General features: G+C 61.0%; 12 protein-coding genes. 9 read left to right on the top strand and 3 right to left on the bottom strand.

Annotated features, from left to right (window positions below):
• Positions 1 to 78: 78 nt before the first annotated feature.
• From CCX46_RS12205 to argE, 6 genes are all read left to right on the top strand, one after another.
• Positions 79 to 897: an alpha/beta fold hydrolase gene (locus tag CCX46_RS12205; RefSeq protein WP_127926855.1), complete on the top strand. Its 819-nt coding sequence runs from the start codon at positions 79 to 81 to the stop codon at positions 895 to 897.
• A gap of 87 nt (positions 898 to 984) precedes the next feature.
• Positions 985 to 1,227, top strand: coding sequence for a FecR/PupR family sigma factor regulator (locus tag CCX46_RS12200; protein WP_177413857.1), 243 nt, complete (start codon positions 985 to 987; stop codon positions 1,225 to 1,227).
• A gap of 206 nt (positions 1,228 to 1,433) precedes the next feature.
• Complete coding sequence (locus CCX46_RS12195) at positions 1,434 to 2,753, top strand: flavin-containing monooxygenase (protein ID WP_127926853.1); 1,320 nt, start codon at positions 1,434 to 1,436, stop codon at positions 2,751 to 2,753.
• 57 nt (positions 2,754 to 2,810) lie between these two features.
• Positions 2,811 to 3,227, top strand: coding sequence for a RidA family protein (locus CCX46_RS12190; RefSeq protein WP_127926852.1), 417 nt, complete (start codon positions 2,811 to 2,813; stop codon positions 3,225 to 3,227).
• A gap of 129 nt (positions 3,228 to 3,356) precedes the next feature.
• Entirely contained in the window at positions 3,357 to 4,034 is a 678-nt protein-coding gene (locus CCX46_RS12185) for a DUF1028 domain-containing protein (RefSeq protein ID WP_095050052.1), read from the top strand.
• Positions 4,031 to 5,179: an acetylornithine deacetylase gene (argE, locus tag CCX46_RS12180; RefSeq protein ID WP_127926851.1), complete on the top strand. Its 1,149-nt coding sequence runs from the start codon at positions 4,031 to 4,033 to the stop codon at positions 5,177 to 5,179. The genes CCX46_RS12185 and argE overlap by 4 nt, the downstream gene beginning before the upstream one ends.
• An 18-nt stretch (positions 5,180 to 5,197) precedes the next feature.
• Here the strand turns inward: argE and CCX46_RS12175 are convergent, their stop codons facing one another.
• The gene (locus CCX46_RS12175) at positions 5,198 to 6,109 is read right to left on the bottom strand and encodes a LysR family transcriptional regulator (protein ID WP_127926850.1); all 912 of its coding nucleotides are present in this window, start codon (positions 6,107 to 6,109) and stop codon (positions 5,198 to 5,200) included.
• A 235-nt stretch (positions 6,110 to 6,344) separates the two neighbouring features.
• Here CCX46_RS12175 and CCX46_RS12170 point away from each other — a divergent pair, with 235 nt between their 5' ends.
• Entirely contained in the window at positions 6,345 to 7,760 is a 1,416-nt protein-coding gene (locus tag CCX46_RS12170; RefSeq protein ID WP_127926849.1) for a purine-cytosine permease family protein, read from the top strand.
• Positions 7,761 to 7,860: 100 nt separating this feature from the next.
• The gene (locus tag CCX46_RS12165; protein WP_127926848.1) at positions 7,861 to 8,484 is read left to right on the top strand and encodes a glutathione S-transferase family protein; all 624 of its coding nucleotides are present in this window, start codon (positions 7,861 to 7,863) and stop codon (positions 8,482 to 8,484) included.
• 41 nt (positions 8,485 to 8,525) lie between these two features.
• Here CCX46_RS12165 and ptrR read toward each other — a convergent pair whose 3' ends face one another.
• Positions 8,526 to 9,404: a putrescine utilization regulator PtrR gene (ptrR, locus tag CCX46_RS12160; protein ID WP_026000443.1), complete on the bottom strand. Its 879-nt coding sequence runs from the start codon at positions 9,402 to 9,404 to the stop codon at positions 8,526 to 8,528.
• Positions 9,405 to 9,507: 103 nt separating this feature from the next.
• Here ptrR and CCX46_RS12155 point away from each other — a divergent pair, with 103 nt between their 5' ends.
• Positions 9,508 to 10,899, top strand: coding sequence for an aldehyde dehydrogenase family protein (locus CCX46_RS12155; protein ID WP_127926847.1), 1,392 nt, complete (start codon positions 9,508 to 9,510; stop codon positions 10,897 to 10,899).
• 333 nt (positions 10,900 to 11,232) lie between these two features.
• Here CCX46_RS12155 and CCX46_RS12150 read toward each other — a convergent pair whose 3' ends face one another.
• On the bottom strand, positions 11,233 to 12,777 hold the full coding sequence (locus tag CCX46_RS12150) for an MFS transporter (RefSeq protein ID WP_127926846.1): 1,545 nt from the start codon (positions 12,775 to 12,777) through the stop codon (positions 11,233 to 11,235).
• Positions 12,778 to 12,849 lie beyond the last annotated feature (72 nt).

The following is a 12,849-nucleotide window of genomic DNA, read 5'->3' as shown; positions in this document are numbered from 1 at the left end:
GCATACAAGTAGCCGGATCGCTTTGCGCTGATAGTGAATGCCGCCATTTCGGCAGCGAACCCTGAAGCAGGAGTTTCCATGAGCACTTTCACCACGCAAGACGGCACCGAGATTTACTTCAAGGATTGGGGCAACGGTAAACCCGTGCTGTTCAGCCACGGCTGGCCGCTGGATGCCGACATGTGGGAATACCAGATGGAATACCTGAGCAGCCGTGGTTACCGCACCATCGCCTTCGACCGCCGTGGTTTCGGCCGTTCCGATCAGCCGTGGACCGGTTACGACTACGACACCTTCGCCGACGACATCGCGCAACTGATCAACCACCTGGACCTGCGCGACGTGACACTCGTGGGCTTCTCGATGGGCGGTGGCGACGTCAGCCGCTACATCGCCCGGCATGGCAGCGAGCGCGTTGCCGGCCTGGTGTTGTTGGGCGCGGTGACGCCGCTGTTCGGCAAGAAAGCCGACTTCCCACAGGGCGTCGATACCGCAGTGTTCGATGGCATCAAGGCTGGTTTGCTGCAAGATCGTGCGCAGTTCATCGCCGATTTCGCCGCGCCGTTCTACGGCACCAACCAGGGCCAGCAAGTCTCCGACGGCGTGCTCACGCAAACCCTGAATGTCGCCCTGCTGGCTTCGCTCAAGGGCACCGTGGATTGCGTCACCGCGTTCTCGGAAACCGACTTCCGTCCGGACATGGCGAAAATCGACGTGCCGACGTTGGTGATCCATGGCGACGGCGACCAGATCGTGCCGTTCGAAACCACCGGCAAACAGGCTGCTGCACAAATCAAAGGCGCCGAGTTGAAGGTTTACGCCGGGGCGCCACATGGCTTTGCGGTGACGCATGCGCAGGCATTGAATGAGGATTTGCTAGCGTTTCTCAAACGCTGAAAATTCGGCATTAAAAAAGTCCGTCGGCATCGGCTTGACGGACTTTTTTGCTACCCTCGTTCAATGACCCCTTCCGACCGCAACGAAATGGACGAAGACCTCTTTCTGCAAGCCGCCGATTGGTGCATGCGTCTGCACGATGACGATTGTCCGCCGGCTGAACGCGAGGATTTCCAGCGCTGGATAGAGCGCGACCCGCGCCACGCTTTCGAGTACGCCAAAATGCTCGAGATCTGGGAGCTCAGCGGCCAATTGCCGGATGAGCCCGAGACGGCGAAAAAACTCCTCACCGGTCATGGGCTGGCGCCACAACACAAGCGTGAAATTTAAGAGTCAGGTTCACCCCTCCCTTCCCGCCTGCAAAGCTGTAGCCCGCATGGTTAAAGGCTTTCGGCTCTCTGCATCAGAATTTTATCTTCACATCCCAGCTTAATAATATTTTACCGATACCCCCCCTCTCCCTAGTCTGACCTCAAGCCAAACGGACAAGCCAACAGCGGCCCGAATCCCACTGCCTTGCTAGGAAGGATGTAGAGATGACCCCTGAAATAATAAAAACAGACACGCTGATCGTGGGTGCCGGCCAGGCAGGCGTCGCCATGAGCGAGCACCTGAGCAAACTCGGCGTGCCGCACCTGGTGCTGGAGCGCAATCGCATTGCCGAACGCTGGCGCACCGGGCGCTGGGACTCGCTGGTGGCCAACGGCCCGGCGTGGCACGACCGCTTTCCCGGCCTGGAATTCGATGACGTCGACCCTGACGGTTTCGCCCCGAAAGAACGTGTAGCCGACTACTTCGAAGCCTATGCGAAGAAATTCAATGCGCCGATCCGTACCGGCGTCGACGTAAAAAGCGTGGTGCGCAATGTCGGCCGCCCGGGTTTCACTGTCGAGACGTCCGAAGGTGTGATCGAAGCCAACCGTGTGGTCGCCGCTACCGGACCGTTTCAGAAACCGGTGATCCCGGCGATTGCCCCCCAAGACGCACGTCTGTTGCAGATCCATTCCGCTGACTATCGCAACCCGCAGCAATTGCCGGCGGGTGCCGTGCTGGTGGTCGGTGCCGGTTCTTCCGGCGTGCAGATCGCCGATGAACTGCAACGTTCCGGCAAGCAGGTTTACCTGTCGGTTGGCGCCCACGACCGCCCACCGCGCGCTTATCGCAATCGTGATTTCTGCTGGTGGCTGGGCGTGCTCGGCGAGTGGGATCAAGCGGCGATGAAGCCGGGACGCGAGCACGTGACCATCGCGGTCAGTGGTGCCCATGGCGGTCGCACCATCGATTTCCGTGGTTTGGCCCATCGCGGCATGACCCTGGTCGGCGTTACCGAATCCTTCAATAACGGCGTGGTGACCTTCAGGCAGGACCTGGTCGGCAACCTCACTCGCGGCGACGAAAATTATCTGGCGCTGCTGGATGCCGCCGATGCCTACATCGAGCGCAACGGGCTGGATCTGCCGGAAGAACCGCAAGCGCGCGAAACCTACCCTGAGCCTGAATGCGTGAAAAATCCGCTGGCCGATCTGGATCTGGCCAAGGCTGGCATCACCTCGATCATCTGGGCCACCGGGTTTGCCGTGGATTACTCGTGGCTGCAAGTCGCGGCGTTCGATGACAAGGGCAAGCCTGTGCATCAGCGCGGTGTGTCGAGTGAGCCGGGCGTGTATTTCCTTGGTTTGCCGTGGCAGTCGCGTCGTGGTTCGTCGTTCATCTGGGGCGTGTGGCACGACGCCAAGCACGTCGCCGATCACATCGCCACCCAGCGCAAGTATCTGGACTATCGCGATGCCGAGCAGCGTGAAGCCGCACTGCATTCGAACGCCCACAACAAGGCCGCTGACACCGTCGACGCTTGATGTCCTTTTCGCTCCGGCGCCGATTGTGCCGGGCAACCCCTCCTTCAGGAGCTGCACATGAGCAAGCCAACCCACACTCGCATCCGCATGTTCAACACCAAAGACACCTACCCGAACCAGACGCTGGACAACGACCTGTGCCAGGCCGTGCGTGCAGGCAACACCGTATATGTCCGTGGGCAGGTCGGCACGGATTTCGACGGCAATCTGATCGGTCTGGGTGATCCGCGTGCGCAGGCTGAACAGGCCATGCGCAACGTCAAGCAACTGCTCGAAGAAGCCGGCAGCGACATGAGCCACATCGTCAAAACCACCACCTACCTGATCGACCCGCGTTACCGCGAGGCGGTGTATGGCGAAGTCGGCAAGTGGCTCAAAGGCGTGTTCCCGATTTCCACCGGGCTGGTGGTGTCGGCGCTCGGGCAGCCGCAGTGGCTGATGGAGATTGATGTGATTGCGGTGATTCCTGAGTAAGCAGGTTCACCGCGTTATGGCCTTCGCGAGCAGGCTCGCTCCCACAATGGAATGCATTTCAAATGTGGGAGCGAGCCTGCTCGCGAAGAGGCCCGCAAGGACAACCAACTTTCCGAACGGAGCAAAACCATGACCTTTTCAATCACAGCCCGCTGCGCCGAAACCGGCCAGTTCGGGGTCGCCATCAGTTCCTCCAGCATCGCCGTGGGTGCCCGTTGCCCGTGGCTGCTGCCAGGCGTTGGCGCGGTGTCGAGCCAGAACATCACCCTGCCGTCCCTCGGCCCGGAAGTCCTTGCTCTGATGGAGCAAGGCCTGGCCCCCGATGATGCGCTGGATAAAGTCCTGACCCGCAACGGCTACAGCCAGTACCGCCAGATCACCGCGATCAACCACCTCGGCCAGACCGCGCATTTCAGCGGTGCGCAAACCCTCGGTGTGCACAACGCCGTCAGCGGCGAGCAGTGCGTCGCCGCCGGCAACATGCTCGCCGGGCGTTCGGTGATCGAAGCCATGGTCAGCGCCTTCGAGGACGGCGAAGGTCAACTCGCTGATCGTCTGCTCAAAGCCCTGCACGCCGCACAAGCGCTCGGTGGCGAAGCCGGCCCGGTGCATTCGGCCGCGGTCGTGGTGGTCGGCGAACAGACCTGGCCGATCGTCAACCTGCGCGTGGATTGGGCTGATGAAGACCCGATCGGTCAGTTGCAAAAACTCTGGAACGCTTACGAGCCGCAGCTTCAGGACTACATCGACCGCGCCCTCGATCCGGCCAAGGCGCCGGGTTATGGCGTGGCCGGTGATGACCGATGAACAGCGTCGAGTTGCTCAAAGTGCTGGTGGGGTTCGATACCACCAGCCGTGAATCCAACTTGCAACTGATCGAATTCGTTCGCGATTACCTCGAAGGTTTCGACGTACCGTGCGCGCTGATCTACAACGATGAGCGCAGCAAAGCCAACCTGTTCGCCACGATCGGCCCGATGGATCAACCGGGCATTGTGCTGTCCGGGCACACCGATGTGGTGCCGGTCGATGGCCAGCCGTGGACGCTGCCGCCGTTCAAATTGACCGAGCGCGACGGCAAGGTTTTCGGGCGCGGAACCGCGGACATGAAGGGCTATATCGCCTGCGTGCTGGCATTGGTGCCGGCGCTGGTGCAGGCGTCGTTGCGCCTGCCGGTGCATATTGCCCTGTCTTATGACGAAGAAGTCGGCTGCCTCGGCGTGCGCTCGTTGCTTGAGGTCTTGCAGCAACGCCCGATCAAACCGTTGCTGTGCATCATCGGCGAGCCGACTGAACTGAAACCGGTGCTCGGCCACAAGGGTAAGCTGGCGATGCGCTGCGATGTGCACGGCCATCCGTGCCATTCGGCCTATGCGCCGCTTGGGGTCAACGCGATTGAGTACGCCGCCGATCTGATCGTTGAACTGGGTCGGCTCGGCCAGCAGTTGAAAGCGCTGGAGCATCACGATGCGCGCTTCGATCCGCCTTACAGCACGGTGCAGACCGGTGTGATCAGCGGCGGTAAGGCCTTGAATATCGTCCCGGCCGATTGCCGATTCGACTTCGAAATCCGCGCCCTGCCCTCGCAGGATCCGGCGCTGGTTGCCGAGGCGCTGAAAGCCTATGCCGAGCGCGAAGTACTGCCGCGTATGCGCGCCGTCAGTGCACAAAGCGATATCCGCTTCAGCGCCTTGTCGGCGTATCCGGGGCTGGCCACAGATGCGCAGAGTCAGGCAGCCGAGTTGATTTCGGCTTTTTGCGGCTCGAAGGATTTCGGCACCGTGGCGTTCGGTACTGAAGGCGGGTTGTTTGATGCGGTGGGCATTCCCACGGTGGTCTGCGGCCCCGGCAGCATGGACCAGGGCCATAAACCCGATGAGTTTGTCAGCCTCGATCAACTGCAAGCCTGCGATGCCATGCTGCAACGAATGCAGGCGTTTATCAGCCTCTGACTATCGGCCCGACGGCACTCACGGGTGCAGCCGGGCCAACTCTTCGCGGCAATGATCGACAAACAACTGCACCGGTTTGGTCAGTTGCACCCGCCGCAGCCAGGCTGCGGACAATCCCGATCCGGTGACGTTTTCCGCCAGCGGTACACAGACGACTTGCTGGCCGTCGTAGGTGTAGTCGCTGAACGGTTTGGTCACCAGAATCGAAAAGCCGAAACCGTTGCCGACCATGCCGCGCACCATTTCGATCGACGGTGAGCTGAAGACGATGTTCGGCGTCAGCCCGCGCTCTTCGAAGATGCTCACGAAATAGGTGCGGCTCGGCACTACATCGAGCAGGATCATCGGTTCCAGCACCAGATCATGCAGCGAAACTTTCGCCTGTTGCCCGAAGCGATGGCTGGCCGGTAACAACGCATAAGGCTGTTGCGGCGGCATCAGCGGTGCGGTTTCGATGGTGCTGTCCAGATCGTGCTCGAACATCATCGCCACATCGATACTGCCGGCGGTCAGCGCTTGCACCAACTCCTGTTGCTCACCGTCACGAATGCGGATTTCCACCCCCGGCCAACGCGCCTTGAACCCGGCGATCAGGCGCGGCAGATACAGCGGCGCGACGGTTTCGAAACAGCCGATATCGATCTGCCCCGCGACCACGTCGTTGTCGGCCAAAGCGTTCTGCTCGAACTCATGGGCGACCCGCAGCAGTTCCAGCGCCTTGCGATAAAAGCGCGAGCCACTCGGCGTCAGGGAAACCCCTTGGGCGTGGTGGCGGATGAACAGCTGCACACCGAAGCTTTCTTCCAGATGTTTGATCGCGGTCGATACCGACGGCTGCGCGATGTAGAGCTTGCGCGAGGCCTCGGCGACGCTGCCGCAGTCGGCGGTAGTGACGAAGTACTTGAGCTGGCGCAGGTTGTAGGCGGCCATGTGAGTCTCCCAAAGAGCGCGGGTGTTCGCCCTGTTTCCCTGGCGCACGATCAGGTTTGAACATACCGGACGCCCGCGCCATCCGAAGCATATTTTTTTTAAGGTCTGAAGCAACAAACTTACTAATTTATCTATCCCGACGCTTTGCACATGATCACTTCAACAAGAAATGCGCCGCCCGTGCCGGCGCTTGCCGAAGTACGTCCACGTACTCATCCTTGCCTTGGAGTTCGTCATGGCTACCCCTGCAGCATCCTCCGCTCCGCTGATTGAAAAACACACGATAGGATACGTGCCCCCCGAAGATCGCCACGGAAAGGTCAGGGATCTGTTCACGCTCTGGTTCGGCGGCAACATCGCGCCGTTGCCCATCGTCACCGGTGCGCTGGGCGTGCAGTTGTTCCACTTGAATCTGGTCTGGGGCATCGTCGCGATTCTCGTCGGCCATCTGGTCGGCGGCGTGCTGATGGCGCTGCACTCGGCACAAGGCCCGCAGATGGGCATCCCGCAGATGATCCAGAGTCGCGCCCAGTTCGGCTCTCTCGGCGCCCTGCTGGTGGTGTTGATTGCCGGCGTCATGTACATCGGTTTCTTCGCTTCCAATATCGTCCTCGCCGGCAAGTCGCTGCATGGCGTGGTCGACAGCGTTCCAGTGCCGGTCGGCATCGTCATCGGTGCATTCGGCTCGGGGATCATCGGCATCATCGGTTACCGCTTCATCCACGTGCTCAACCGCATCGGCACCTGGGTGCTGGGGATCGGCATCGTCGTCGGTTTCGGCTACATCTTCACCCACATTCAGACTGACGACTTCCTCACCCGTGGCAGCTTCAACCTGTCCGGCTGGCTGGCCACCGTTTCGCTCGCCGCACTGTGGCAGATCGCGTTTGCGCCTTACGTGTCCGATTATTCGCGTTACTTGCCGGCGGACGTGAAAGTCTCGTCGACGTTCTGGACCACGTACCTGGGGTCGGCGCTGGGGTCGAGTCTGGCGTTCATCTTCGGTGCCGTCGCAGTGCTGGCGACGCCTGTGGGCATGGACACCATGGACGCAGTGAAACTCGCCACTGGCTCGATTGGCCCGCTGATGCTGGTGCTGTTCCTGCTCAGCGTGATCAGCCACAACGCCCTCAACCTGTACGGCGCGGTGCTGTCGCTGATCACCCTGGTGCAGACCTTCGCCTACCGCTGGATCCCCACCGCCAAGAGCCGCGCAGTGATCTCGATCATCGTCTTGCTGGCCTGCTGCTTCGCCGCTGTCGGCGCCTCGAAAGACTTTATCGGCCACTTCGTCGACATGGTGCTGGTGTTGCTGGTGGTGTTGGTGCCGTGGACGGCGATCAACCTGATCGACTTCTACGCAATCCACAAAGGCCAGTACGACATCCAGTCGATCTTCCAGGTCGATGGCGGCATCTACGGCCGCTACAACCCGCAGGCGTTGCTGGCTTACGCGATCGGCATCGCCGTGCAGATCCCGTTCATGAACACACCGTTGTACGTCGGCCCGGTGTCGGCACACATCAACGGTGCGGATCTGTCGTGGCTGGTGGGGCTGCTGGTGACCTCGCCGTTGTACTTCTGGCTGGCGAATCGGGATACGTCCTACCGTCGGCGGATGATGGGCGGGAAACTGGCGAGCAGTCTGTGAGATTGATTCGTTAAGCAAAGAAGGCCCGCCCCGCGCGGGCCTTCTCCGTTGCGGTGTGGTATTTCTTTACGCCTGACGATTATTGGGAAAGGGACATCCAATGCTGCGAATACTCGGTAAAGCCTCATCGATCAACGTGCGCAAAGTGCTGTGGACGTGCGCTGAATTGCAGATTCCCTTCACGCGGGAAGACTGGGGGGCAGGGTTCAAATCGACCAACGATGCGGCGTTTCTCGCGCTGAATCCCTGCGCCATGGTGCCGGTGATTCAGGACGGCGATTTCACGCTGTGGGAGTCGAACACGATCATTCGTTATCTGGTATCGCGCTACGACGGCGCGCAGTTTTATCCGACGGAGCCGATGGCTCGGGCGCGGATTGATCAGTGGATCGACTGGCAGGCTTCGGAGCTGAACCGCTCGTGGTCATATGCGTTTCTGTCGCTGGTGCGGCAATCGCCGGAGCATCAGGACAGCGCGGCGCTGGCCGTCGGAATCGAGCAATGGTCGAAGAACATGGCGATCCTTGATCGACAGTTGGAGTCGACCGGTGCCTACGTCAGCGGCGAGACATTTTCACTGGCGGACATTCCCATCGGATTGTCGGTGAACCGCTGGTTCGAAACACCACTCAAGCATCCACACTTGCCCGCCGTCAGTGCCTACTACGACCGTTTGCAGCAACGCGACGGCTATCGCCTGTACGGCCGCAACGGCACGCCATAACGAAAAAACCGCTGCGCCCAAGGGCAGCGGTTGTGCAGCATTTACTCCTCAGCCCGCACCACCCCGCGCTCTTCCAGCAAGCGCACAAACATGCTCAGACTGCGCGACACCGTGCCCCGCCGCCACACCAGCCACGTGGTCAGATAGCGAAAGTCCGCCGCCAGCGGCCAGACGCTGACGGTAGCGCTGCCGGGCATGCTCTGCAGCATTTTGCGCGGCATCAGCGCCAGTCCGGCGCCGGCGCTGACACAGGCGAGCATGCCGTGGTACGACTCCATTTCGAAGATCTTGCCCGGCACAGCGGCATCGGTGCTGAACCATTTTTCAAAGTGGTGACGGTAAGAACAGTTGGAGCGGAAGGCATAGATATTCTCGCCATTCACATCCGCTGCACGTTTTACGGGGGCGTGATTGAGCGGCGCGATAATGACCATTTCTTCCTCGAATGCCGGCACGCCTTCCAGCGTCGGATGCAGCACCGGGCCGTCGACAAACGCTGCGGCGAGGCGCCCGGAGAGCACGCCATCGATCATCGTGCCGGACGGTCCGGTGGACAGATCGAGATCGACTTTCGGGTGCAACTGGTTGTACGCCGCGAGCAACTCGGGAATGCGCACCGCCGCCGTACTTTCCAGCGAGCCTAACGGAAATGCGCCCTGCGGCTCCTCCCCCGCCACCGTGGCCCGAGCCTCCTGCACCAGATCGAGAATCCGTCGCGCGTATTCGAGAAAACTCCATCCCGCCGGTGACAAACGCAGACGGCTTTTCTCGCGGATAAACAGATCCACCCCGAGATCCTGCTCAAGCTGCTTGATCCGCGTGGTCAGGTTCGACGGCACGCGATGGATCTGCGCGGCGGCGGCGCTGATGCTGCCGTGTTCGGCAACGGCTTTGAAGATTTCCAGCTGCACCAGATCCACAGTCATTCTCCAATCGTGAAAGAAACGATCTTTATTATTCAGTTTCCAGAAAACAAACACCACCCTACTCTAGGCTCATCCGACGAACCTGCAGGACGATGCCATGAGCCAGATTTCCAGCCAGACCCACGCCATCTCGATCAATCCCGCCAACGGCGAGCAGATCGGTCATTACGCGTTTGAATCCGCCGCTGCCCTCGACGCGGCACTGACCCGCGCCGCTTATGGTTTCGGCAAGTGGAAGCGCAAGCCGCTGCAAGATCGCTCGCGCTTATTGACCGCCCTCGCCGGTGCGCTGCGTGAAACCAGCGAAGCCATGGCCACAATGATCACCCTGGAAATGGGTAAGCCGATTGCTCAAGCCCGTGGTGAAATCGAGAAATGCGCCAAGCTCTGCGAGTGGTACGCCGAACACGGCCCGGCGATGCTCGACGCTGAGCCGACGCAGGTTGAAGGTGGCAAGGCGCGCATCGAGTACCGTCCGCTCGGCCCGATTCTCGCGGTGATGCCGTGGAACTTCCCGATCTGGCAGGTATTGCGCGGTGCCGTTCCGGCGCTGATTGCCGGTAACACTTACGTGCTCAAGCACGCGCCGAACGTGATGGGCAGCGCCTATCTGCTGCGCGATGCCTTTACCCGCGCCGGTTTCGCTGAAGGCGTGTTTGAAGTGATCAACGTCACCCCGGAAGGCGTTTCCACCGCCATCGCTGACCCACGCATTGCCGCCGTGACGCTGACCGGCAGCGTGCGTGCCGGTATGGCGATCGGTGCTCAGGCCGGTGCCGCACTGAAGAAATGCGTGCTGGAACTGGGCGGTTCCGATCCGTTTATCGTGCTCAACGATGCTGATCTGGATGAGGCGGTGCAAGCCGCCGTTATTGGTCGCTATCAGAACTCCGGCCAGGTCTGCGCAGCGGCCAAACGGCTGATCATCGAAGAAGGCGTGGTCGAAGCATTCACCCGCAAGTTCGTCGAAGCCACGCGCAAGTTGAAGGTCGGTGATCCGCTGTCCGCCGACACCTACATCGGCCCGATGGCGCGTTTTGATCTGCGTGATGAACTCGACCAGCAAGTGCGTGACACCCTGGAAGAAGGCGCGACCCTGCTACTCGGCGGCGGCAAGTCCGCAGGACCGGGCAACTACTACGAACCGACCGTGCTGGCCGACGTCACCGACCGCATGACCTCGTTCAAACAGGAACTGTTCGGCCCGGTCGCGTCGATCATCACCGCCCGCGATTGCGCGCATGCCGTGGCCCTGGCCAACGACAGCGAATTCGGCCTGACCGCGACGATCTACACCGCCAACGTGGCACTGGCCCAGCAACTGACCAGCGAACTGGACACCGGCGGCGTGTTCATCAACGGCTACTCGGCCAGCGATCCGCGCGTGACGTTTGGTGGTGTGAAGAAGAGCGGCTTCGGCCGAGAGCTGTCGCACTTCGGCGTGCGCGAATTCTGCAACGCCCAGACCGTTTGGCTGGATCGCAAATAATCCACACACCGGAAAACCCTGTAGGCCTTCGCCTGCTCGCGATGAGGCCGGTCCAGTCAACATCTGCATTGTCTGACTCACCGCTTTCGCGAGCAGGCTCGCTCCCACAGGGATTCGCGGACAGATTGAAAATAGGTGGCTCGCTCCCATAGGGATTCGCGGACAGATTGAAAATAGTTGGCTTGGCACAATCCAAAGTGGGAGCGAGCCTGCTCGCGAAGCGGGAGTGTCAGTCAACACATCCGTTGCTGACTCACCGCTTTCGCGAGCAGGCTCGCTCCCACAGGGATTTGCAGACAGATTGAAAATAGGTGGCTCGCCCCCACAGTGGGTTTATGCGGCAGCCTGTTGTGGTGCTGCGACGCTGCGATCCTTGCTCAACAACCCCAGCACCACCGCCGCCGACACCAGCGTGATCACCGTCAGGATGTGCAGCAGATACTGAAACGCCGCAGCGTACCCTTCTACCAGACGTCCGTTGGCCAGCCCCGGAACGGTGTTGATCGCATGCGCCATATCGCCGGTGGTCACCCGGTGCGCGGTCTCGGCAATCAGCGACGCCTCGGCACTGCCCGCCAGCGCGTGCACGGCACTCGACAGATCAGCGTGGAGCAATGACGCCAGCAGTGCCGCGACAATCGCCAAGGCAATGCCCTCTCCCGCCACTCGCACAGTGCTGAAGATGCCCGCTGCCATGCCGGCGCGTTCTTTCGGCACGACGCTGACCGACAATCCATCCATCAGCCCCCACGGCAAACCGGCGCCAATACCGATCAGCAGCATCGGCACCACCAGCGCAAATTTCGCGTCACCGACGTTGTACAGGCTCAGCCAATGCAGGCCCACGGCGGCAATCAGGAAGCCGGCACCGGACAAGATACCGGCGGAAACGAAGCGCGCCATCGATGCGGCTAGCATCGGTACCACCAGCATCGGCGCCGACAACGCCAGCAACAGCAGACCGGCGTCGATCTCGCTCAGGCCCTCAACGCCGATAAAGCGCAGCGGCAACATCACCACCAGCACGATGTAGCAGAAACAAGTGCCGATCGGCAGCATCTGCACGCCAATGAATCGCGGATAACGGAACAGGGTCAGATCGAGCATCGGCCGCTCGACACGCATTTCGACGATCACGAAAGCTGCCAGCAACACGGCCGAAGCGCCCAGCAAACCGATCACCTGCGGACTGTCCCAACCACTGTCCGGTGCCTGGATCAGGCCAAACGTGAACAGCGCCAGCATTGCGCTGAACAGCAGCGTGCCCGGCCAGTCCAGCCCTTTGGCATCCGGGTCGCGGGTTTCGCGCATACGCGGCACCCCGAAAACCAACGCGATGATTCCAATCAACGCGGTGAAGACAAAAATCGCCCGCCAGTTGAACGCCTCGATCAGCGCGCCCGCCACCAGCGGCCCGAATGCCAGACCGATGCCGAACGTCGTGCCAAGCACGCTGTACGCGCGGGTCCGGGCATGCCCCTCGAACTCTTGCGCCAGTGCCGCCGAACCGCTGGCCAGCGCCGCTGCCCCCGCCACACCTTGAACGGCACGCAACACGTCCAGCCAGAACACCGAAGGCGCCAGACTCTGCGCGATCGAGGCGGCGGTAAACAGCAGCATGCCAAAGGTGAACAGGCGTTTGCGTCCGTACACGTCAGCCAATGCGCCGGCGGCCATCAGCAAACTGCCGAACGACAACATGAACGCATTGGTGATCCAGGTCAGCGCCACCGGACTGCCGCCCAAGTCACGGCCGATGGCCGGTGTCGCTATTGCGCCGCCGGTAAAACTTAACGGCAAGACCAGTGCCGAGAGGCAAACGGCCGCGAGTATGAGCAACTTGTCGCGCGCTCCGTGCGGCTGAGTCAAAGAAATCATTCGTTCCATCCTTTGAGAAATCACAAAGCTGCGTCACGCAGCGAATAAGGCGCGAAATACACAGAAAAATCC

The organism is Pseudomonas sp. RU47 (assembly GCF_004011755.1).
Classification (GTDB): Bacteria; Pseudomonadota; Gammaproteobacteria; order Pseudomonadales; family Pseudomonadaceae; genus Aquipseudomonas.
The sequence above is the reverse complement of the archived record's forward strand: the minus strand, read 5'-3'. Positions and strand labels throughout refer to the sequence as shown.

Excerpts from the sequence above, each read along its gene's own strand:
- CCX46_RS12205 (WP_127926855.1), top strand. The coding sequence starts at position 79 with ATGAGCACTTTCACCACGCAAGACGGCACCGAGATTTACTTCAAGGAT.
- CCX46_RS12200 (WP_177413857.1), top strand. The coding sequence starts at position 985 with ATGGACGAAGACCTCTTTCTGCAAGCCGCCGATTGGTGCATGCGTCTG.
- CCX46_RS12195 (WP_127926853.1), top strand. The coding sequence starts at position 1,434 with ATGACCCCTGAAATAATAAAAACAGACACGCTGATCGTGGGTGCCGGC.
- CCX46_RS12190 (WP_127926852.1), top strand. The coding sequence starts at position 2,811 with ATGAGCAAGCCAACCCACACTCGCATCCGCATGTTCAACACCAAAGAC.
- CCX46_RS12185 (WP_095050052.1), top strand. The coding sequence starts at position 3,357 with ATGACCTTTTCAATCACAGCCCGCTGCGCCGAAACCGGCCAGTTCGGG.
- argE (WP_127926851.1), top strand. The coding sequence starts at position 4,031 with ATGAACAGCGTCGAGTTGCTCAAAGTGCTGGTGGGGTTCGATACCACC.
- CCX46_RS12175 (WP_127926850.1), bottom strand. The coding sequence starts at position 6,109 with ATGGCCGCCTACAACCTGCGCCAGCTCAAGTACTTCGTCACTACCGCC.
- CCX46_RS12170 (WP_127926849.1), top strand. The coding sequence starts at position 6,345 with ATGGCTACCCCTGCAGCATCCTCCGCTCCGCTGATTGAAAAACACACG.
- CCX46_RS12165 (WP_127926848.1), top strand. The coding sequence starts at position 7,861 with ATGCTGCGAATACTCGGTAAAGCCTCATCGATCAACGTGCGCAAAGTG.
- CCX46_RS12155 (WP_127926847.1), top strand. The coding sequence starts at position 9,508 with ATGAGCCAGATTTCCAGCCAGACCCACGCCATCTCGATCAATCCCGCC.
- CCX46_RS12150 (WP_127926846.1), bottom strand. The coding sequence starts at position 12,777 with ATGATTTCTTTGACTCAGCCGCACGGAGCGCGCGACAAGTTGCTCATA.